The sequence below is a fragment of the Gilvibacter sp. genome (genome assembly GCF_965601605.1).
In the GTDB taxonomy this organism is placed as follows: domain Bacteria; phylum Bacteroidota; class Bacteroidia; order Flavobacteriales; family Flavobacteriaceae; genus Gilvibacter.
On record NZ_CBFCWJ010000024.1, the window covers coordinates 49433 to 70065 of the forward strand.

Annotated in this window: 23 protein-coding genes; 2 read left to right on the forward strand and 21 right to left on the reverse strand. The window is 44.1% G+C overall.

Annotated features, from left to right (window positions below; translation table 11 throughout):
• Positions 1 to 103 precede the first annotated feature (103 nt).
• Complete coding sequence (locus ACSLP7_RS06245) at positions 104 to 1048, reverse strand: endonuclease (protein WP_435578509.1); 945 nt, start codon at positions 1046 to 1048, stop codon at positions 104 to 106.
• A 115-nt stretch (positions 1049 to 1163) separates the two neighbouring features.
• Between ACSLP7_RS06245 and hflX the strand changes: the two genes are divergently transcribed.
• A complete protein-coding gene (hflX, locus tag ACSLP7_RS06250) occupies positions 1164 to 2378 on the forward strand; it encodes a GTPase HflX (protein ID WP_435578510.1) in 1215 nt (404 codons plus the stop codon).
• 51 nt (positions 2379 to 2429) lie between these two features.
• On the opposite strand, the gene ACSLP7_RS06255 is transcribed toward hflX, so the two are convergent.
• From ACSLP7_RS06255 to ACSLP7_RS06335, 17 genes are all read right to left on the reverse strand, one after another.
• Complete coding sequence (locus ACSLP7_RS06255) at positions 2430 to 3365, reverse strand: DUF3078 domain-containing protein (protein ID WP_435578511.1); 936 nt, start codon at positions 3363 to 3365, stop codon at positions 2430 to 2432.
• 143 nt (positions 3366 to 3508) lie between these two features.
• Complete coding sequence (locus ACSLP7_RS06260; RefSeq protein WP_435578512.1) at positions 3509 to 4015, reverse strand: DUF2480 family protein; 507 nt, start codon at positions 4013 to 4015, stop codon at positions 3509 to 3511.
• A gap of 3 nt (positions 4016 to 4018) precedes the next feature.
• The gene (locus tag ACSLP7_RS06265; RefSeq protein ID WP_435578513.1) at positions 4019 to 5353 is read right to left on the reverse strand and encodes a hydroxymethylglutaryl-CoA synthase family protein; all 1335 of its coding nucleotides are present in this window, start codon (positions 5351 to 5353) and stop codon (positions 4019 to 4021) included.
• 102 nt (positions 5354 to 5455) lie between these two features.
• The gene (locus ACSLP7_RS06270; RefSeq protein ID WP_087524039.1) at positions 5456 to 5782 is read right to left on the reverse strand and encodes an SUF system Fe-S cluster assembly protein; all 327 of its coding nucleotides are present in this window, start codon (positions 5780 to 5782) and stop codon (positions 5456 to 5458) included.
• A gap of 2 nt (positions 5783 to 5784) precedes the next feature.
• Positions 5785 to 6210 carry a SufE family protein gene (locus tag ACSLP7_RS06275; RefSeq protein ID WP_435578514.1) on the reverse strand — a complete coding sequence of 142 codons (426 nt, stop codon included), beginning with the start codon at positions 6208 to 6210 and terminating at the stop codon, positions 5785 to 5787.
• Complete coding sequence (locus ACSLP7_RS06280; protein WP_435578515.1) at positions 6207 to 6629, reverse strand: META domain-containing protein; 423 nt, start codon at positions 6627 to 6629, stop codon at positions 6207 to 6209. Before ACSLP7_RS06280 ends, ACSLP7_RS06275 begins: the two co-directional genes overlap by 4 nt.
• 17 nt (positions 6630 to 6646) lie before the next feature.
• Positions 6647 to 7882, reverse strand: a complete 1236-nt coding sequence (locus ACSLP7_RS06285; RefSeq protein ID WP_435578516.1) for an aminotransferase class V-fold PLP-dependent enzyme — start codon at positions 7880 to 7882, stop codon at positions 6647 to 6649.
• Positions 7883 to 7901: 19 nt separating this feature from the next.
• Positions 7902 to 9215, reverse strand: coding sequence for a Fe-S cluster assembly protein SufD (gene sufD / locus ACSLP7_RS06290; RefSeq protein ID WP_435578517.1), 1314 nt, complete (start codon positions 9213 to 9215; stop codon positions 7902 to 7904).
• A 2-nt stretch (positions 9216 to 9217) separates the two neighbouring features.
• Positions 9218 to 9973 (reverse strand): Fe-S cluster assembly ATPase SufC, encoded by a 756-nt coding sequence (gene sufC / locus ACSLP7_RS06295; RefSeq protein WP_272831236.1) that lies wholly within the window; start codon positions 9971 to 9973, stop codon positions 9218 to 9220.
• Position 9974: 1 nt separating this feature from the next.
• Complete coding sequence (locus tag ACSLP7_RS06300; RefSeq protein WP_435578518.1) at positions 9975 to 10337, reverse strand: hypothetical protein; 363 nt, start codon at positions 10335 to 10337, stop codon at positions 9975 to 9977.
• A gap of 2 nt (positions 10338 to 10339) precedes the next feature.
• The gene (gene sufB, locus ACSLP7_RS06305; protein ID WP_272831239.1) at positions 10340 to 11788 is read right to left on the reverse strand and encodes a Fe-S cluster assembly protein SufB; all 1449 of its coding nucleotides are present in this window, start codon (positions 11786 to 11788) and stop codon (positions 10340 to 10342) included.
• Between the two features lie 18 nt (positions 11789 to 11806).
• Positions 11807 to 12136 (reverse strand): HesB/IscA family protein, encoded by a 330-nt coding sequence (locus tag ACSLP7_RS06310; RefSeq protein WP_272831240.1) that lies wholly within the window; start codon positions 12134 to 12136, stop codon positions 11807 to 11809.
• A 115-nt stretch (positions 12137 to 12251) separates the two neighbouring features.
• The gene (locus ACSLP7_RS06315) at positions 12252 to 13331 is read right to left on the reverse strand and encodes a cytochrome-c peroxidase (protein ID WP_435578519.1); all 1080 of its coding nucleotides are present in this window, start codon (positions 13329 to 13331) and stop codon (positions 12252 to 12254) included.
• Positions 13332 to 13334: 3 nt separating this feature from the next.
• Complete coding sequence (locus tag ACSLP7_RS06320; RefSeq protein ID WP_435578520.1) at positions 13335 to 14081, reverse strand: MbnP family protein; 747 nt, start codon at positions 14079 to 14081, stop codon at positions 13335 to 13337.
• Positions 14081 to 15478 (reverse strand): hypothetical protein, encoded by a 1398-nt coding sequence (locus ACSLP7_RS06325; RefSeq protein ID WP_435578521.1) that lies wholly within the window; start codon positions 15476 to 15478, stop codon positions 14081 to 14083. Before ACSLP7_RS06325 ends, ACSLP7_RS06320 begins: the two co-directional genes overlap by 1 nt.
• A complete protein-coding gene (locus tag ACSLP7_RS06330) occupies positions 15479 to 16894 on the reverse strand; it encodes a choice-of-anchor B family protein (protein ID WP_435578522.1) in 1416 nt (471 codons plus the stop codon).
• Between the two features lie 49 nt (positions 16895 to 16943).
• Positions 16944 to 18185, reverse strand: coding sequence for a choice-of-anchor B family protein (locus ACSLP7_RS06335; protein WP_435578555.1), 1242 nt, complete (start codon positions 18183 to 18185; stop codon positions 16944 to 16946).
• A gap of 78 nt (positions 18186 to 18263) precedes the next feature.
• Between ACSLP7_RS06335 and thiL the strand changes: the two genes are divergently transcribed.
• Positions 18264 to 19322 carry a thiamine-phosphate kinase gene (thiL, locus tag ACSLP7_RS06340; protein WP_435578523.1) on the forward strand — a complete coding sequence of 353 codons (1059 nt, stop codon included), beginning with the start codon at positions 18264 to 18266 and terminating at the stop codon, positions 19320 to 19322.
• On the opposite strand, the gene ACSLP7_RS06345 is transcribed toward thiL, so the two are convergent.
• From ACSLP7_RS06345 to ACSLP7_RS06355, 3 genes are all read right to left on the reverse strand, one after another.
• Complete coding sequence (locus ACSLP7_RS06345) at positions 19313 to 19519, reverse strand: hypothetical protein (protein ID WP_435578524.1); 207 nt, start codon at positions 19517 to 19519, stop codon at positions 19313 to 19315. The genes thiL and ACSLP7_RS06345 overlap by 10 nt on opposite strands.
• 7 nt (positions 19520 to 19526) lie before the next feature.
• Positions 19527 to 19781, reverse strand: coding sequence for a DUF1660 family phage protein (locus tag ACSLP7_RS06350; RefSeq protein ID WP_435578525.1), 255 nt, complete (start codon positions 19779 to 19781; stop codon positions 19527 to 19529).
• A gap of 80 nt (positions 19782 to 19861) precedes the next feature.
• Positions 19862 to 20632 (reverse strand): alpha/beta fold hydrolase, encoded by a 771-nt coding sequence (locus ACSLP7_RS06355; protein ID WP_435578526.1) that lies wholly within the window; start codon positions 20630 to 20632, stop codon positions 19862 to 19864.
• Between the last annotated feature and the right edge of the window lies 1 nt (position 20633).

Sequence of the window (20633 nt, forward strand, 5' to 3'; positions counted from 1 at the left end):
AACCAAATGAAACACTAATTTAACCAAAATTATGATAGTTCAACCGAGTAACTACAATAATAGATAAGCGGCATAATTCATCGACAAACGCGGGGTCGAAATCCTAAAATTTATGAATTGTAAAGCTCGCGTAGACGGGAAAGTGGTCACTGAAACCACCCAAATGTTTTTTCCCAACGTAGGTTCTAAAGGGATTTCCTTTGAATCTACCGCTGTATTCTCTCAGGTAAATCGGATCGAATATTTCTGCCTGTTCAAAGCGCAATCCAAACTTGTCTTTGGTCCTTAGAGACTCGCTGACCAAGATCTGATCGAACAGATACCAACTGTCTCGATATTTAGAACTCCCACGTTTTCTAGTGTGGAGTTTTTCCATCGGATTGTAGAATGATTCCGGCACCAGATTTTCTTTGATACTCGCCGAGTCCGGATTGTCGTTAAAATCACCCATGATCACCAGATCTGCTTCAGGCTCTGAAGCGCGAACCTCATGCACCATTTCCAGGCAGGTCTGGGCGGCTTTTACACGTTTGTATTCCGTGAGTTCGGCGCCAGCGCGTCGGGAGGGCCAATGATTAACCATTAAATGTACCGGAGCTCCATCCAGGAGGCCTTTAACGTAGAGTATGTCACGGGTGTAGTCGCGTTCTCCTTCTGGATTGTGAATCATTACCGCCAAGGTTTTACTCTCCAAGACTTCAAAGTGGGCATCTCTGTAGAGCAAGGCAGTGTCAATTCCGCGTTCATCCGGCGCGTCAAAATGCACATACCGATATCCGAGTTTTCTCAGGTGCTTGCTGCCGATCAGATCGCGAATCACCGTTTTGTTCTCCACTTCAGCTATCCCAACAACTGCCGGAGGTTCACCCAATTCATCGGAACCAATTTTCGCGATGACAGAGCCTAACTTTTTGAGTTTCTTCTCATAGCGTTTGCGGTTCCAACGCTTTTCAGACTTGGGGGTAAAGTCGTCGTCTAGCGTATAAGGATCGTCATGGAGATCAAAGAGATTCTCCAAATTGTAAAAGGCGATGTTGTGGCGTTTCATGCGGTTGATTAAACTGGTTGATCAAATTACAAAAATTCAACGCAATTGCCCTTTATAAAAGGATTTGAAGCCATAAAAAATAGACGGAATCGGCATGTTTTGTACCTTTGCCCTCATGCTAGAGCAAAAAGAAATAGCTTACGAGAATACCGTATTGGTCGGGATCGTGACTCAGGGTCAGGATGCTGACACCCTTGAAGATTATTTAGACGAGCTTCAATTTTTGGCCTATACAGCTGGAGGTGAAGTAAAGCGTCGTTTTACCCAGCGTATGGAGCGCCCGAATCCTAAAACCTTTATTGGTACAGGAAAAATGGAGACGCTAATGGAATACGTTAAAGAGAACGACATCAGCACTGTGATCTTTGATGATGAGTTGACACCAGCTCAGCAAAACAATATAGAAAAGCTGCTGCGCTGTAAGATCTTAGACCGAACCGGATTGATCCTCGACATCTTTGCCCAACGGGCCAAGACCAGTTATGCGAGAACCCAAGTGGAATTGGCGCAGTACGAATACCTCTTACCTCGATTGACCGGGCTTTGGACGCACTTGGAGCGTCAGCGAGGAGGTATCGGGATGCGCGGACCTGGGGAAACGGAGATTGAAACGGACCGTCGTATCGTGCGGGATCGTATCGCCTTACTCAAAAAGAAACTGAAAACCATTGACAAACAAATGGCCGTGCAACGCGGGAATCGCGGAGCTTTGGTTCGTGTGGCTTTAGTAGGTTATACCAACGTCGGAAAGTCCACTTTAATGAACGTGATCTCTAAATCCAATGTCTTTGCAGAAAACAAACTATTTGCTACTCTGGACACCACCGTACGGAAGGTTGTGATTGGCAATTTGCCTTTCTTGCTGAGTGATACCGTAGGATTTATTAGAAAGTTGCCTACTCAATTGGTGGAATCTTTTAAGAGTACTTTGGATGAGGTTCGCGAGGCAGATCTGCTCTTGCATGTGGTGGATATTTCCCATCCGAATTTTGAAGAGCATATCGAATCGGTTAATGCAATTTTGGATGAGATTCACTGTACCGACAAGCCAACACTGATGGTCTTTAATAAGATCGATGCCTATACTCATGAAATCATCGAAGATGATGATCTAACCACAGAACGCACTACCAAGCACAATACTTTGGCCGAATGGCAACGCACTTGGATGGCCCGAGCCAATGGTGATGCGATCTTTATTTCAGCTTTAAACAAGGAAAATCTGGAGGAATTTAGAAAGGTTGTTTATGAAAAGGTACGGGAGATTCACATCACGCGTTTTCCTTACAATCACTTTCTGTATCCTTCCTATGAAGAAAATCAAGAATAAAAAAAGCCGCTTTTTTCAAGCGGCTTTCTTTTTGTTTTCAATAATGCGGATTTAGAACTTGTAGTTCACACCAAAGAGCCAGTAGCTCTGTACATCATTGTCAATATTGTCAAAGGTTGGCATGGCATCACCTTCCATTACATTAGCCAAAGCGTTTGCCAAGGCCTCTTGCTGGTTTCCTCTTAGACCCAATTCAAATCCAATCCCGATTCCTTTCCAAATGGTGTAACCCAAAGAGTTGATCCAAGTCCAGTTTGAAAGATCGCTAGACTCGTAGCTTTGGAAGGCAGATAGGTTAGACTTCAAATTCAATTTTCCAAAAGAACGGGTGTAATCTACCAAGATCTTGGCACCCAATGAAGAATTGTAAACCGCGTCATTGTCTGCAAATACAAAGTTGTAGTTCAAAGGATGTACAACGACTACCAAGTTTTCAATAGGGGTCCATGTAGCACCCACACCGAGATCTAAATAACCAGGATCGTTGAAGTTGTTCAAAATGGTAGAGCGGTATTCTGCCAAACCTGAAATGGCTAGATTCTTAGCGATGTTGCGTCCATAAAGCGAGGTGATGTTAAACACGTCTGTCGCTTCTTGGAAACTGTCGTCGTCTGTTGGATCGTCTTGATCATCAAACTTTACCCATCCTAAGTTTACATTTAAGGCGTTGCGCCAAAAGAATTTTTCCTGCTTTAGGTTTGCAAAACTGTTGAAGGTGATTCCAATATTACCCGAAGATACATTTGGAGTTCCTTGAGCGTACCAATTGCTGAATTCAGAAAGGTTGAAACCAACGGTTCCAAAAGCTCCAAATTTCCATCCTGGAAGTGCGTCTAATTTTGATTGCAGGCCGTCAGCGCGTCCTTGAATGGCGGCAATAGAGTCTTTTTTAGCTGAGATAGCAGCTTTGAGTTCTTCTTCTGTTTCTTGTCCCCAACTTAGCGCTGGTAAAACCAATAGGGCAAAAAGTAGTGCAATTCTTTTCATTGCTCGTCTGTTTTAAAATTTGTGTAGGGTGCTAGCCCCCAACGGATTAGTTACTCCGCAAAGATACAGTATATAATTCCTGTAGAAATTACCGATGATGAAAGTTTAGAAATTTGGATGAAAGGACGTAATTGTTCGACGTCTTACCTGCGTTTATACACCGGGACAGAAGAACAGGCTTCTCCAAAGAGTACACTTTTAGCTATTCCTTGTAAACGATTACTCAATGTAATAAGGGCTTGTTCTGGAATATCTCGATTCCCACAGCCTTTTATGATCACCGGTCTGTCTTGATACTCACTGAGGTCAAGACCTTCCATATAGCGCTGTGCATAGGCGGTCATAGCGGTGGATTTATCACCCAATACAACCAATTCAGCCATAGGATTCACTGCGGCTGCAACCAGCATAAAGGCCCAACCAGGAAGTATGGCATCAGTGCTACAATGCAAAGCAACTACTTTGTCCGTGTAAGTAGAAAGATCGGCTGCTTCCAAAGCCGTTCTGAATTCTTTTTCTTTAAGAATGAACCCGCCTGTAAGCCATTGAGAAATGTCCAGCTCTGCCACCTCGATCTCTGGAAACAGTTCTTCCAGATCCAAGTTGACCAATGGGCTTTTCGCTACGCGATTTACAATGGGATCTTCCATGCTTTAAGCTTTGTTTTGGGCGTAGGTTCTCAAACCAATCGCCGTCTCCTTTTCAGACTCAATATGAGTTAATACAATATCATCCGATACCACCACTGGTTTTTGTCTAGCTCCAGTGTGTAACTGCTGATAGGTCTCAATATCTACTTGTTGGCGTTGTGCCAATTGGCCGCTGAGGTCTAATGTGGCCATGCCGTCTTTCCAGTTTTCTTGGATAGTTCCAGTAAACACTTTCGATTTAGAACCACTTCCGTAAGCGATAAATCCAAGCGCTTTGCCGCTCAAGTCGGTCTGGTCATTTTTTGCATGCATCAGCAAGCTCACTAAGGCCATAAAAATAGAGGCGGTGTACATATTTCCAATTACAGAAGATGCGCGTTCTGTAATCTCAATGTGATCCGCCACGAATTTTGTGTATAAACTTGATTTTGCCACAGCGCGTTTCCAGCCTTTAGGATCTTGATCTGGAGATCCTACCTCTGCGATCAAAGCGTCATAAGTTGGAGTTCCAGAGATCCACTCCAGCCAGTTGCGCAAAATGATTCTGCGACCGTGATAGGCATAGGGTAGGTGAAACACCAAGTAGTCCCAATTCGTAAAATCAGCACTACTTTTTTGTTCTTTATAATGTGCCAAGGCTTCTGTAATCCTGTTAGAATAGCAAGCGTTAGAATATTGTCCATCAAAAACAGGCTCTTCGCGATAGACATTGACAATTCTATGTGGGTCTGACCACAAGGATCCTGTTTGTTCTGTTTTTGGAAGTGAGATATCAGCCGAGTCTGTTAGTTCTTTTAAAAGATCTTCTTTGACAAAACTGCGGCGTGGTTTAAAGAAATCACCCACACTCTGCATTCCAATTCCCCAAGTATCGTCAATGCTCACAATTCTAGGGTTGGCTGTGATTAAGGTAGCTACGGCACCAGCACCTTGGGTGTACTCTCCGGTAGAGTGTAATTCGTATTTAGACAAGTCAGAGGCAATCACTATGGCCTTTCTGTCCTGCCCTCCTTTAACCCAATCCAAACAGTTTTGTAATGCATCTACAGCACCCACACAGGCAAAGGTCAAATCAACAACGTCACAGTTCTTAAAGCAACGGTTGCCATATTGTGGAGCTAAGCGTTGTTCTACATACTCCGTAGCATAAGTTGCTGTGGGTTTGGAACCGTCTACCGCACTTTCTGTCCCAACATATATACGTCCAATCTCGCGGGGATCAAGGCCGTTGTCGTTTATGAGTTTCCAGAGTGCGTTGGCAGCAAAACTCGCTGCGTCCTCATCGGTGTCGGGCAAGGCCATTTGCTCCAGACCCAGTCCTTTTCTCAGTTTTCTCATATGGGATTTCTCGTGCTTCAGCCAGATCTGCAATATCCAAATACAGTTTGGGGATATAGACAGCTAGGGCATCGATTCCGTATGTAGTCATGCCTGTAATTTTTACAACATACCCAGTTCTAGTTTGGCTTCTTCGCTCATCAGGTCTTGACTCCAAGGCGGATCAAAGGTGATCTCCACTTCAGCGTCTTTTACCGCTTTAATGGATTTAACCTTGTCTTCAACTTCCTTGGGAAGCGTTTCAGCTACCGGGCAGTTTGGTGTGGTTAGTGTCATTAGTATTTTTACGTCCATGTCTTCATTGACCAAGACGTCGTAAATAAGTCCTAATTCATAAATATCAACTGGAATCTCCGGATCAAAAATGGTCTTTAAAACCTTTACGATCTTTTCTCCAAGTTCGGCGGTATCTACGGTTTGCTCGCTCATATTTATGCCTTTAATTGAGATTGATACGCCACTGCGTATAATTTGATTTGTTTGATCATTGAAACCAAGCCATTGGCTCGGGTTGGAGACAAATGCTCCTTAAGTCCGATCTCATCGACAAAGGCAAGATCAGCATTGACAATTGCTTCTGGGGATTGTCCAGAGAAAACCCGGATCAGCAAAGCCACAATACCTTTGGTAATGATGGCATCACTGTCTGCAGTAAGCATAACCTGTCCGTCTTGGAGTTCAGCATGTAACCAAACTTTAGATTGGCAGCCTTTGATGATGAATTCATCGGTTTTGTACTGCGGATCTACCAGAGGCAATGATTTCCCTAAAGCGATCATGTGCTCGTAGCGCTGCATCCAATCTTCAAAGAATGCAAACTCGTCAATTATTTCTTCTTGAATTTCCGCTATGGTCATTCTGCTATTTTTTCCAATTGCATTAAAACGGTATCGCCGTTCATTAAGTTCAATTTACCGTCATCAGTAGCTGCAACACCATTGACTGCAGTAAGTCCTTGAATCAACTGCTTTTCTAGGTCCATTCTTCCTTCACAGAACATCTTGGTCGACCCTAGAGCCTCAATAGATATACTGCCATCAGTCTGAGTGAAGTTTCCAAACAACTTATTACATCCAGAGGAACCATTTACACTGTTGGTATTGGGGTCAAAAATGAGCTCCATACCTTGATCAGCAAAGGCTTCTCCATTCATAGTAACTACTTTGTAATTACCGTTGAGGTTCATATCTGCTTTGGATTTACCGCTTGCTGCGCTTTGTTTACTGCCGTTACAACTCAACATTAAGCCGAGTACTAATAATATCGCGATTCGCATAGACTTCAAATTTAGGTTTAACTAAGCATTTGCTGTGCGCGTTTTACTCCAGCTACCAATCGATCAATTTCCTCGGTAGTGTTGTAAAATGAAAAGGACGCTCGTACGGTCCCAGGGATCTTATAAAAGTCCATAATGGGCTGCGCACAGTGGTGTCCGGTTCGCACTGCTATACCTAATTTGTCAAGAATGGTGCCAACATCATACGGATGCACGCCCTCTAAATTAAAAGAAATAACCGAGGTCTTTGCTTTTGTCGTTCCATAAATACGCAATCCAGGAAGGGTCAAAAGCTGCTGAGTTCCGTATTCTAGTAGCTCATTCTCGTAATCTGCAATAGCTTGCAAGCCTATGGAATTTAGGTAGTCAATGGCAATTCCAAAGGCAATTCCACCAGACACATTAGGTGTTCCGGCTTCAAATTTGTGTGGCAATTCTGCGTAGGTGGTCTTCTCAAAAGTCACCTCTTTGATCATCTCACCACCTCCTTGATAAGGAGGCAGTTTATTGAGCCAAGATTCCTTGCCGTATAAGAAACCAATTCCTGTAGGGCCGCACATTTTATGCGCAGAACTCACATAGAAATCGGCGTCTAATTCTTGTACATCCACAGCTTGGTGTGCACAAGATTGTGCTCCATCAATTAAAACCGCCGCTCCGTGCTCATGGGCTAGGGCAATGATCTCCTTCACGGGATTGATCGTCCCTAAAGCATTGGAAATATGATTAACAAAGACCAGTTTGGTTTTGGCGCTTAAAAGCGCCTGATAGTCTTCCATGATCAAGGTACCGTCCTCGTTCATTGGAATTACCTTCAGGCTTGCTCCAGTGCGCTCACAAAGCATTTGCCAGGGCACAATATTGGAATGGTGCTCCATGGCAGAGACCAAGATCTCATCACCGCTTTGAAGTAAATGACTGAAGCCGTTGGCCACAATATTGATACTGTGAGTGGTTCCCGAAGTGAAGATCACTTCGTGTTGTTTTTCTGCCCCGATGAATTTCTGAATCTTTTTGCGCGCAGCCTCATATGCATCTGTAGCCTCTTGTGATAATGCGTGTACTCCGCGGTGAATGTTCGCATTGTAGTTGCTGTAGTAGTCTACAATACTGTCAATGACCACTTGAGGTTTCTGAGACGTGGCTGCGTTGTCAAAATACACCAAAGGATAACCGTTTACCTCGCGCTTGAGAATAGGGAACTCTTTGCGGATAGCGGCTACATCAAAAGGTATTTTGGCTGTTTGATTCATCTAAATTTAGGGCTATATATTACAGATCAAATCCGAGTTGAACGCCAATCTTTTCAGCGATCAATCCGTTGATTCTATTTTTCAATTCTGGGATCTTTACACTTTCCAAAACATTGTTAGCAAAGGCATACATCAAAAGGGCATTAGCCTCTTTCTTTCCAATCCCGCGTGAACGCAGATAGAATAGCGCGTCTTCATCTAACTGTCCAATAGTACAACCGTGAGAACACTTTACGTCATCTGCAAAGATCTCTAGTTGTGGTTTGGCGTTGATGGTTGCCTTATCGCTGATCAAGATATTGTTGTTCTGTTGGAAGGCGTCGATCTTTTGCGCGATCTTATCCACCATCACCTTACCGTTGAATACTCCAACTGCAGAATCGTCATAGATTCCTTTGTAGTCCTGATGACTCTTACAGTTTGGTGATTGGTGATGTACCAAAGTAGAGTGGTCCACGTGTTGCTTCTTCTCAATAATGGTCACCCCTTTCAAGGTAGAATCGCAGTGCTGTCCTTGTTGGTAGAAGTTCAGATTGTTTCTGATCAGTTTTCCGCCAAAAGAGAAGGTATGCACACGGCAATTGCTATCACGCTCTTGCTTGATATAAGTACTATCAATTAAAGAAGCAGTCTCTACATCGTTCTGTACTTTGTAATAATCAATATAAGCGCGCTTTTCAGCAAAGATCTCCGTAACCGAATTGGTCAAGATCGGGTGCTCTGCCAAGCTTTGGTGACGTTCAATGATCTGCACATGTGCGTTCTCACCAACAACCACTAAGTTGCGCGGTTGGATCATCAGTGCCGCTTCACTACCTGTAGCAAAGTTGATGATCTCAATAGGCTTTTCTACTTCCTTGTGCGCTGGAATAAAGATGTAAGCACCTTCTTTGGCAAAGGCCGTATTGAGTGAGGTGATGCTGTCCGTTTCCGCAGCTTTGTTGAAATAAGCTTCAATCACCGGACGGTATTTGTCTTTGCTCAATGCGGAAGACAGTAAGCAAACATCAATGCCCTCATGCGTCGTTTCAGACAAGAAAGAAGAGTAAACGCCGTCTACAAAAACAATTTTGTAGGTGTCTACATCATGCAAGAAGTATTGCTTTACATTCTTGTATTCCAAAGTGTTTGACTTCTTTGGAAAAACCGTGTAATCCGCTTTAAGCATTTTGTCGAGCGGCGTGTATTTCCAAGCCTCATGCTTTCGCGTTGGGAAGCCGGTATTCTCAAAGTTCTTAATGGCAGCAGAGCGGATGTCGTGAATCAAGTGCTCTTGATCCAACGAGTCCTCGTAGGCCATATAAGAAGAGATCAATTTATCTTTTAAACTCATCTTTAAGCCGTTTTAACTTCTTCTTTGATCCAGTCGTATCCTTTCTCTTCTAGCTTAAGCGCTAAATCCTTGTCTCCTGACTTTACGATCTTCCCATCCATAAGTACGTGTACTTTATCTGGAACGATGTAATCCAAAAGACGTTGGTAGTGCGTAATGACCAAAACGGCATTGTTTTCACTGCGGAGTTTATTCACTCCGTTTGCAACAATACGTAAGGCGTCAATATCCAAACCAGAGTCAGTCTCATCCAAAATAGCCAACTTAGGTTCAAGCATAGCCATTTGGAAGATCTCGTTACGCTTTTTCTCACCTCCGGAGAATCCTTCATTCAAGGAACGGGATAAGAACTTGCGATCAATTTCTAACAAAGCAGCTTTTTCGCGGATCTTTTTCAACATCTCGGCAGCTGGCATTTCTTCCATGCCTTGAGCTTTGCGCGTTTCATTGATGGCGGTCTTTACAAAGTTGGTTACCGATACTCCCGGGATCTCCACTGGATACTGGAAAGAAAGGAATACGCCGTGATGAGCGCGCTCTTCCGGATCCAATTCTGAAATATCTTCTCCTTCTAACAGTAAGTTGCCTTCTGTCATTTCATAGTCCTCGTTTCCTGCGATCACAGAGGCCAAGGTACTTTTACCAGAACCGTTTGGACCCATGATGGCGTGTACCTCTCCGGCACCGATTTGCAGGTCAATTCCTTTTAGAATGTCTTTGTCTTCTACACTTGCGTGCAAATTTTCTATCTGTAACATCTTACTGATTTGTTTCTTCAATTTCTATATCCGGTCCGACAGCTGTCGGGCTTACTTCTACAATTCTCTTGATAGTTAGGATGGAATCCCAACCTTCTGCATTGGCAGGTTTTGCCTCTACAACAGCTTCCAGGGTTACCGGAACCATGTCAAAAGGCGTCTTCTGCCAGCTCGCAGCCTTAGTGGCTAGTTCTTGAGTCATTGCATCGTTTTTGACCGTATACATGACTTCATTCACTTCGAGTACTGCATTGTCTTCAAAAAGCAAAAAGTTGCCTTTGTATTTTTTAGTGTCTGCAGATTGTTCTTCTGCACAGCTTGCCATTAGGGCAAAAATGAAAAATAGAGTCGCTAGTTTTCTCATGCTTATCCTACTGAGCCTTCCAGGCTGATTTCTAATAGTTTCTGAGCTTCCACGGCGAATTCCATCGGGAGTTTATTCAAAACTTCTTTGCTGAATCCGTTCACGATAAGCGCGATCGCCTTTTCGGTATCAATACCGCGTTGGTTGCAGTAGAAGATCTGGTCTTCCCCGATTTTACTCGTAGTTGCTTCGTGTTCGATGGTTGCTGATTTATTTTTCGCCTCAATGTATGGGAAGGTATGTGCCCCACACTCGTTACCCATCAATAGTGAATCACACTGCGAGAAGTTACGCGCGTTCTCAGCTCTAGAATTGATCTGCACCAATCCGCGATACGAGTTCTGCGATTTCCCGGCAGAGATTCCCTTGGAGATAATCGTACTGCGGGTGTTCTTCCCGAGGTGGATCATTTTGGTTCCTGTATCTGCCTGCTGGTAGTTGTTGGTCACGGCGATGGAGTAGAATTCTCCGATCGAGTTGTTTCCTTTAAGTACACAGCTTGGGTATTTCCAGGTTACTGCGGATCCAGTTTCTACTTGTGTCCAGCTGATCTTGGCATTGGTCTCACAAAGTCCACGCTTGGTTACAAAGTTGAAAACTCCACCTTTTCCGTCTTTTCCACCAGGGTACCAGTTCTGTACGGTGCTGTATTTGATCTCTGCATCATCCAAAGCAATGAGTTCTACCACTGCGGCGTGCAATTGGTTCTCATCACGCGATGGTGCGGTACATCCTTCTAAGTAGCTTACGTAAGAACCTTCATCAGCGATTACCAAAGTTCTTTCAAACTGTCCGGTTCCGGCCTGATTGATTCTAAAATACGTGGAAAGCTCCATGGGGCATCTTACTCCCTTTGGGATATAACAGAACGATCCGTCACTAAATACTGCCGAATTTAAAGCGGCGTAAAAGTTGTCCCGCTGTGGTACCACAGACCCGATATACTTCTTTACTAGTTCCGGATGTTCTTGGATGGCTTCTGAGATGGAACAGAATATGATTCCCTTCTCTGCCAAAGTCTCTTTAAAGGTTGTTGCAACAGAAACGGAGTCCATCACGATGTCTACGGCAACTCCGGCAAGCTTCTTTTGCTCCTCTAAGGAGATTCCCAGTTTGTTGAAAGTCTCCAACAATTCTGGATCTACTTCATCCAAGCTCTCATATTTGGCCTTCTTTGCAGGAGCCGAATAATAAGAAATGGCTTGAAAATCGGGTTTGTCGTAGTTCACATTGGCCCATTCTGGCTCTTCCATTTCCTGCCAGTAACGGAAAGCCTCTAGACGCCATTCGGTCATCCATTCGGGCTCTTCCTTCTTTTTAGAAATGGCGCGAACAATATCTTCGTTCAATCCCACAGGAAAGGTATCGGACTCAATATCGGTATAGAATCCATACTCGTACTCTTTGGTCTCGAGTTCCTTTTTTAAATCGTCTTCAGTAAACTTATTCATGGATTGATTGCTTAAAAATTAGAGCGAAAAGCTTTCTCCGCAGCCACAGGTTCTGTTAGCGTTGGGGTTATTGAATACAAAGCCTTTGCCGTTGAGTCCTCCACTGTATTCCAAGGTGGTTCCCACCAAGTACAGGAAGCTGCGCTTGTCTACCAATATGCGAACAGCGTTGTCTTCAAAGATCTTGTCTTCATCCGCTTTGCTGTTGTCAAATTTGAGTTCATAGGACAAGCCAGAACAGCCACCACTTTTGACGCCTACGCGCACAAAATCTGTAGTAGCATTAAAGCCCTCTTCTTGCATGAGTTGGGCTAGTTTGGTTTTTGCGATATCACTTACCTTGATCATTCCTCTATAGACTGATTGTAAATTGTATGCAAATATACGGCAAAACGCGCTGTGTTTAACGTTTTAACATATTATTAAAACGCATGGAATAATAAGGGTTTTCGATGATTCTGACCTAGAATTCCGCGAAGCGATCGTCGAAGATAAAATTGTCGTCTGTCAGGGTTTTTAGAAAGGCGATGATCTGGGCTTTTTCAGCCTCAGTCAAAGGGATTCCCAAACTGCCGTCAGCGTTGCGTAGCAGCGGATCTAATGTTGGGCTATCCACAATTCCGTCGGAATAATGATCTAAAACAGCCTCCAGATCTGGAATCCGACCGTCATGCATATAGGGGAAAGTCGCCTCAATATTACGGAGGCTAGGTACTTTAAACTTTAGGCTATCGCTTGGCTGTCCTGTAACGCGAAAACGCCCGATATCATTGAACTCAGGGTCAATATTGAGGCCATTGTTTCTATAGGTCTGATCCGTTTGTAATACTCCAGAATGACAACTGGAACACTTGGCTTCAAAGAGGCCTAAACCGGCTGTTTCGTCGGCGGTGAGGGTGGTGCCATCATTGCGTAAAAAGCGGTCGTACTTACTATCCGCAGAAACCATCATCAGCATGAATTGAGACAACGCTTTTAAAATATTATCTGGGTCTATTTGCCCGTTATCAAAGGCCGCTGCAAACATTTCAACATACTCGGGATCTTGACTCAAAGTGGTCACAATATTGTTGAAGGTATTGTTCATTTCGACCTCAGCAGTGATGGGTATAATAGGCTGAGCATCCAAGTGCCCAGCAGCGCCATCCCAGGTGAACTCTTGCATAAAAGCCAAATTGTGAAGCGGTTGCGCATTGCGCTTGCCAATGGCGCCATTAACGCCGTGACTCGTAATGTGAGTATGGTGGGTAAAAGCAAAGGCTTGGATGTGGCAAAACCCGCAGGAAACCACACCATCAGAGGCCAGACGGCCGTCATAAAATAACTTTTTACCCAAGACAAAACCGTTTTGAGTAGGAGGGTTTTGGCTCAGGTCGTAAGTCAGGTCCGGGAAGTAATCCGGGATCTCCAAAGTCAGCGCTACATCTACTTCTAAGGTCTCCTCCAAGGGATCTTCGGCCACTGGTGCATCCTCATAGGGTTCGTTCTCCCCGCAGGCGCTCAAAAGCACAACTAGAAATAATATGTAAAACTGTTTGATCATGAGTTACTCCGCAGAAAATGCTGTTGAAATATTGCTGGCAATGATCGGTGCATAAACAGGGTCTACCTGAATATCGTCCTTCTCTTGCAACGAAAAACTCTGAAGTCCCGCATCAAAAATTCGGGCAACGTCAAAGATCAGATTCACATTGCTGGTGTTATCGTTCACAGAGATGTCTGTGGTCAGATCCAACTCAATGGTCTTGTAATTGTCCAAAGTGGTTCCATGAGAACCTACATGTATAATGAAAGGCGCATCGGTAGTGGTGTCGGTATCATAATCCCCTTCAAATTTGATGAATTTATAACCTGCTGACCAGCTCCACAGCATTCCAGTTTCTTCTGCCGTTGGAATAAAATTGTTTACTCCGTTAAGCGGATAGTTGGATTGATCCACCCCAAAACCAAAACGGATCTTGGAGTATTTGCGCCCTTCTACTTCTGGTATGCTTAAGGTCTTGCTGCCGTTATCAGCTTCGTTTACAACAAAATAGCTTTCACTTTGAGGTACAACAAACTCTTGTCCATTGGCGCCAATAAGCACAATGTCACTGATGATGTACTTTAACTCGTTTACGCGATAAGATTCGCCAGAAGCATTGGAATAGGTTTGTGAGGACAAGATCAGATCATTGCCCGCAACTTGATTTTTAAAAACGAGATTAACCTCCCCAGGGGCAGCCTGATTGTCATCTGATTTACAGCTAATTAAAGCTGCAACAGCAAAGGTTAAAAGGAATATCTTTTTCATTATTTATACTTTACAATCAAGGCGTCTTTCCCGCCTTTATTCAAACTAATATCACCGTCGGAGCTGTCTGTATCACCAACAACAATTAGTGCATTGGCGCCAATAGGAGCGCAGTCGTTAAAGAGTTCAACTCCAGAGCCGCCTCTGCTGTCTTGCCATACCAAATTTCCTGAGGCCGTGGTCATAATAACCCAAGCGTCATTTTGGCCTTGATTCGTTCCGACTTGACCATCATTACTTCTGGTAGTACCGGCCATAATGAGCTCTCCTGTACTCATTTGATTTACAGCACGAGCTGACTCAAATAAGCTGCCTCCATAGCTTTCCTCCCAGAGGAAGTTCCCGCTACTGTCAAAGGCCACCGCCCAAAGATCTGCATTGCCTTTGGGAGAAGAAACGTCACCATCAGCACTGCGGCTATCACCAACCATTACGTAGGTTCCAGGAGCAGATTCTACCAAGCCATAGGCAATGTCAATTTCAGAGCCGCCAAAGGATTTTTCCCAAACCAGATCTCCGCTATTGTTGATCTTCACGGCCCAATAATCATAACTGCCTTTAGGGCTAGAGATGTCAAAATCATCGCTTTCAGAGGCTCCAGTCATCAGAAATCCTCCGTCTTGCGTTTGCAACACTTGATAGCTTCTGTCGTTATTTGTTCCGCCAAAGAATCGTCTCCAAATGAGTTGGCCGTTAGCGTCCAATCGCATGCCCCAGAACTCTCCCACACCGTGCTTTGGTGCTGCAGAAGGAGCGCTTGCAAAGCCATCGTTTCCGGCGCCACCGCTGGCAGTAATGTCTAAAAATCCGCTCACGAAGTAGCCGCCGTCCGTAGTTTGAATCACGGAACTGGCCTGGTCGCTACCCGCGAAACCATAACTCTGCTGCCATTGCACATCGCCGGAAGCTGAAAGTTTTACGATCCAATAGTCTTGAAAGCCTGCATTTTCGGTGGCATCACCATCAGAAGATCGGCTAAACCCAGCTACAGCAAAACCACCATCGGCAGTTTCAATGATATCCGCACCGCGATCATCGGCAGAACCACCATAAGTTCGGCTCCACACTATAGCGCCGTTGGCATCGAGTTTCAGGACCCAATAATCACTGTCTGTTGCAGTTTTATCGGTTATATCGCCGTCATTGCTTTGGGTGTATCCCAAAACGGCAAAGCCTCCATCTGTGGTGGTTACTACGGCATTAGCAATATCGTCTCCGGAGCCACCATAGGTGAATTGCCAGTCAACCACACCTTCGAAGTCGGCGGTCTGTCCACTGTCGTCAGTGGTGTCATCCGTTTGTCCGCTGTCGTCTGTATTGTCCGCAGGCAGATCGCTCTCAGAACAGCCGCCCAAGACAAAAACCAACAATAATATGTACCAATATTTGTGAATCATCTATCGTTTCATCAGTTTTTGAACCGCTGCATCATTTACCTGAAGCACGTAAAATCCAGCAGAAAGACCACTAACGTCTATATTGATCGCGTCTAGGCCATTTGTGAATTCTAAGTCTTTAACCAATTGTCCTGTTAAGTTGAAGATCTGAACATGCTCAATTGGAGCGCCGTATTGAACCGTTAGCTGTTCTTGCATTGGATTCGGATAAGCCATAGCCTCTAAGATCTCTTGGTCAACAGTGCTTAAAACGCTATTGTCTCGAACTAAAAAGAATCCATTGTCTTGGTCAGAAACCACAATGTTTCCACTTTCAAAGAAGGGATAGACGTTCCAAGACCCATTTCCAGTACCTGCATTGTCGCTGCTCGGCCAAGTGTCAAAATAGTGTGATTCTACTATCGTTCCGGAGTCAATCCCGGTCAAGTCTAGAATACGCAATCCTGCGCGGTAACTGGCTAAATAGAATTGATCTCCCACTACATAACCGTTGTGGTCTGTGGATGGATTTTGACTGAAGTAATTAAAGGCGAATTCCGGATTGTCAATATCAGAAACATCAAAAATGATGGTTTTGGTTTCAAATCCGAAGATGATCTCATCTACCTCATCCGCCAACAAGAAATAACGTTGATCTTCAGTCAGCCAGCCCTGGTGCGTATATCCAATATCACTGTAGTTCACTGCCGAAAGCAAGATTGGATTGTCCTTGTCAGTCACATCAACAATAACAACTACGTCTTCATTGCTACCAAAGAAGAGTTCTTTTCCTGTGTGTGTACCGTCAGGTCCGCTATAGGTCACAATTTGCGCATCATGGGTGTAACCACTATCAGCATAACCTCCCGCAAACTGAGGACTTAATGGAGATTGAATATTTACCATATGAATTCCACCACTAAAAGTGTCCGTACCAATGGCGTAGGCAAATCCAGTGTCTTCATTGATAGCAATATTGTGTGCGCTTCCGAAACCAGAGTAATGAGCATCTTCATCAAAAGTCACAGGAGGACTGCTTACAGTTCTAAGTCGAGTCAAATCAAATACCTGCATCCCGTGACCGTCTGCTTCACTTACAATAAAGGCGTGGTTGTCGTAGACTTTAATATCGCGCCAAATGCTCGGGTCCGTAAAGGTGGGAAGCTTTCCTAAGTAAACTACATCCAAGGGATCGGTCACATCTACAAAGGCGGTTCCGTTACTGAGGCCAATAATGGCGTATTCGCCCCCGGTTTCTGGATCGGTCCACCCCCAATTATCATTAGCCAAACTGGCATCGAAATCAGCTAAAGGAATTCGGTCCATCAAATCAAGGCCTTCACAAGGAAAACCATCGGCGGAACCAGATTCACAAGGGATCTGGCCCATGACCAGATTAGTGCTTATAAAAAGCAGCGCGAGTAATGTCTTTTTCATGAAATAGCAATTAGTATGCTAATTTAAAACAATTTAGTCGGGTCTTACCCTACTGCCTTGCAACGATAAATAGCCCGCCAGATATGTCACTGACTATGATATTACCGCTGGGCAGGTATGGATAGACACTCCAAACTCCGTTAAAGGAGGCGTCGTCGTTGTCTGGATAGGTATCAAAAAAAGCGAGCTCAGTCATTGAAGCTGAGGCTATATCGCTGAGATCAATTTGTCGGATTCCCGCCGTATAATTGGCCAGGTAGAAATCGTTGTTCAGTACATAGCCGTTGTGGTCAATGGCGAAGGTTGGTCCCAAATATGTAGTGTGAACCGCGGGAGTGTCCAGATCAGAAAAATCAAAAACAATAGTTCTGCTTCTGGTGCCAATTTGAACTTCGTCTAGTTCATCGCCCAGTAAGAAGTAGCGTTGATCTTCTGTAAACCAACCTTGATGCGTATAACCGACATTGGTGTATGCTATTGTAGATAAGGCAATTGGATTGGTTTTGTCCGTAATGTCCACAATAACAATCTCGTCTTCATTACTGCCTATAAATATTTCTTTGCCTAAATGTTCGGTATCCGGGCCATTGTAAGTCACTACTTGAGCGTCATGGGTATAATTGCCGTCTGCATATCCGCCTTCAACCACAGGGTTAATAGGATCTTGAATATTGATAAACAGCGGTCCTCCCTCAAAATCACTGGCTCCAACCGCATAGGCGTAACCTGTATCTTCATTGATCACAATATTATGAGCGCTTCCAAATTCCGTCAATAATGCGTCTGCACTAAAGGTCTCCGGTGGGTTGCTGACATCGCGGAGTTTGGTCAGATCAAAAACTTGCATGCCGTGACCAGACGCTTCTGCCACAATAAAAGCATGGTTGTTGAATACTTTGATATCGCGCCAATTGCTCGAGGTTGAGGCTGTGGGTAATTTTCCTAAATAGAGCGGATTGGAAGGACTGGTGATGTCCACAAAAGCAGTACCGTTATTCAGACCCATTAAAGCGTATTCCCTACCTGTGGTTGGATCCACCCAACCCCAGGAATCATTCCCGCGAGTAGCTTCAAAAAGTTCGATGGGAATCTGGCTCATCAAATTCATTCCAGAACAGGGATAAACTCCGGCTTGTCCACCTTCACAAGCTAAAAATCCGATGATGCTTGGGCCATCGTCAACAGGATCACCACCTGAGTTGTCGTCATCATTGGTTACTGGGTCTGTGGGACGGCTGTCATCCGAAGAACAACTGCTGAGTCCAACAAGGCTGAGAGACGCCATTAGCATCCCAATTACTAGTTTAGTCTTTAAAGTTACCATACCTTTGCAAATTAAAGATTATCAACATACTTAAGGGTATCTGGCATGTTAAAAAACAAGGACGAATCACGCACTCCGCTGTCTGAATTTGGTGAATTTGGACTGATTGATCACCTCACTAAACACTTTGAGATCAAACACGAAACTACTGTAAAAGGTATTGGTGATGATGCCGCCATTGTTCAAGAAGATCGGCAACTGGTAGTCACTACCGATCTCTTGGTAGAAGGGGTTCATTTTGACCTGAGTTATATGCCCTTAAAGCATTTAGGCTATAAGGCCGTCGTGGTGAATTTATCTGATGTCTACGCCATGAATGCCGAGGCCAAACAGATCACCGTTTCCATAGCGGTATCTAACCGCTTCCCAGTGGAGGCCTTGGAAGAACTTTATGCGGGTATCAAAACGGCTTGTGATATATATAAGGTAGATCTTATTGGTGGCGATACGACCAGTTCTATGACGGGACTGATCATTTCAGTTACTGCTATTGGAAGTGTTGCTGCGGAAGAGGTTGTGCTTCGCAGTGGAGCTCAGGCCAATGATCTGTTGGTGGTTACAGGGGATATCGGTGCGGCCTATATGGGATTGCAAGTTTTGGAGCGTGAAAAAGAGGTTTACAAGGTAAATCCGAACATGCAACCTGACTTGGAAGAATACACCTATCTCTTGGAGCGTCAGCTTAAGCCAGAAGCGCGAAAAGACATTCGTGAGTTGCTCAAAGCCCTTGAGGTAAAGCCAACGGCTATGATTGATGTGAGTGATGGGTTGTCCTCTGAGATCTTACACCTCTGTAAACAAAGCCAAGTAGGTTGTAATCTTTATGAAGTTAAATTACCCTTGGATCCTCAGTTTATTTCTGTCTGTGAAGAGTTTGAAGTTGATAGCACAACTATGGCGCTCAACGGAGGAGAAGACTATGAATTGCTCTTTACCATTAGTACTTCAGACTTTGACAAGATCAAAGGGAATCCAAACTTAACGGTGGTTGGGCATATGACTCCAGAAAATGAAGGAGTACACCTAATCACTCGAGCCAATACAAAAATTCCAATTGTCGCTCGAGGTTGGAATGCATTCAACAAAGAAGAGGATCAAGAATAAATCTCGTTGAGGTAGGTTCTGAAACGGTTGTTGGTCTGTCTCCAATATTCGTTTAATGGAACCTTTCTTCCGTAACCGTCATCTGTAAATTCCTTTTTACAGCAACTGCAGCGGTATTCGTTAATTTGAAAGTGATGTTTTTCGATCAGTTCGTAATTGTGACCGAATATTTTACAGCGGAGGATTTTGAAAAACATAAGTAGGTTAAGGCGTTACGTTAGGGACTCTGTGTTTGGCGCGTCTGATAAAAAGATCGCGTAAGCATTCGTTGATCTCTTTTGTTTTATTGGTGAGGCGTTCCAATTTACCTTGAGGATTTGTGCTAAATTCTCCGCCACATCTTGTACAACAGTATTCACTGACAGAATCTGTTACTTTTTGTTGCAGTATGAGTTTGTGTCCGAATAATTTACACTGAAGCTTTCCAATTGAGCTAGGTTTTGCGGTAGTTGATTTCATAGTTTCTGCGTTGGGGATCAGAAAGATAGAAATAAAAGCAAAAAAGACGATAAAAAGCTATAAAAAATCGATGAAATGCACTAGAAAATGAATTTTGTTAAGAAAATTCGTACTTTATCGATGTTTTCAAAGGGACTCATGTGTCCACCTTCAAGAATTAATTTTTGATTTTGATGCTGATCTACAGCCTCAGTCAGTGCGGGAATATTTACTAGAGGATCTTGCTTGCCGATGACCAAATAACTCTTTTGCTTTCTATTAAAGAAAAGGGCGGATCTGTCAGGCCTGTGGATCATAGCTTCTGTCGCTGCAATGATGGCCTCCGCAGTCATTTGGCTCGCCTTATTAATTAGGTCATCAATTACGGGTTTCATTGTTTTCCTTACCGAGATGGGGAAAAGACTTGGAATAACTGTCCGCACAAAAAGTTGTGGATCTTCTTTAATTACGCCAATAGCTTGGCGTCTTTTTTGTTTCCGATCTTCAGTGTCCGGGTAAAACGTACTGTTGAGCAAGCACAACTTATCCACGCGCTCAGGAGCCATTTCAGTCAATGCCAAAGCGACATAACCACCCATGGAATGTCCGACCAGACTTATTTGATCGGCTTGAAGCAAGTCCAATACTTTAAGGACGTCCCGAGCAAAAGATTCCATAGTAGCTGATTCACTAAGAGCTGATTTGCCATGTCCAGGGAGATCAATACAGATAACCCGTGCGTGCTCCGCGAAATCATTTACCAAAGCATCCCACATGCTGTGGTCTTCCAAAAAGCCATGCAAGAGCACCAGGTTTGGTCCTTCGCCTTGCACGGTGTAAAAAAGCCTGTCCGAATTTTGGAGCTTGGTCATA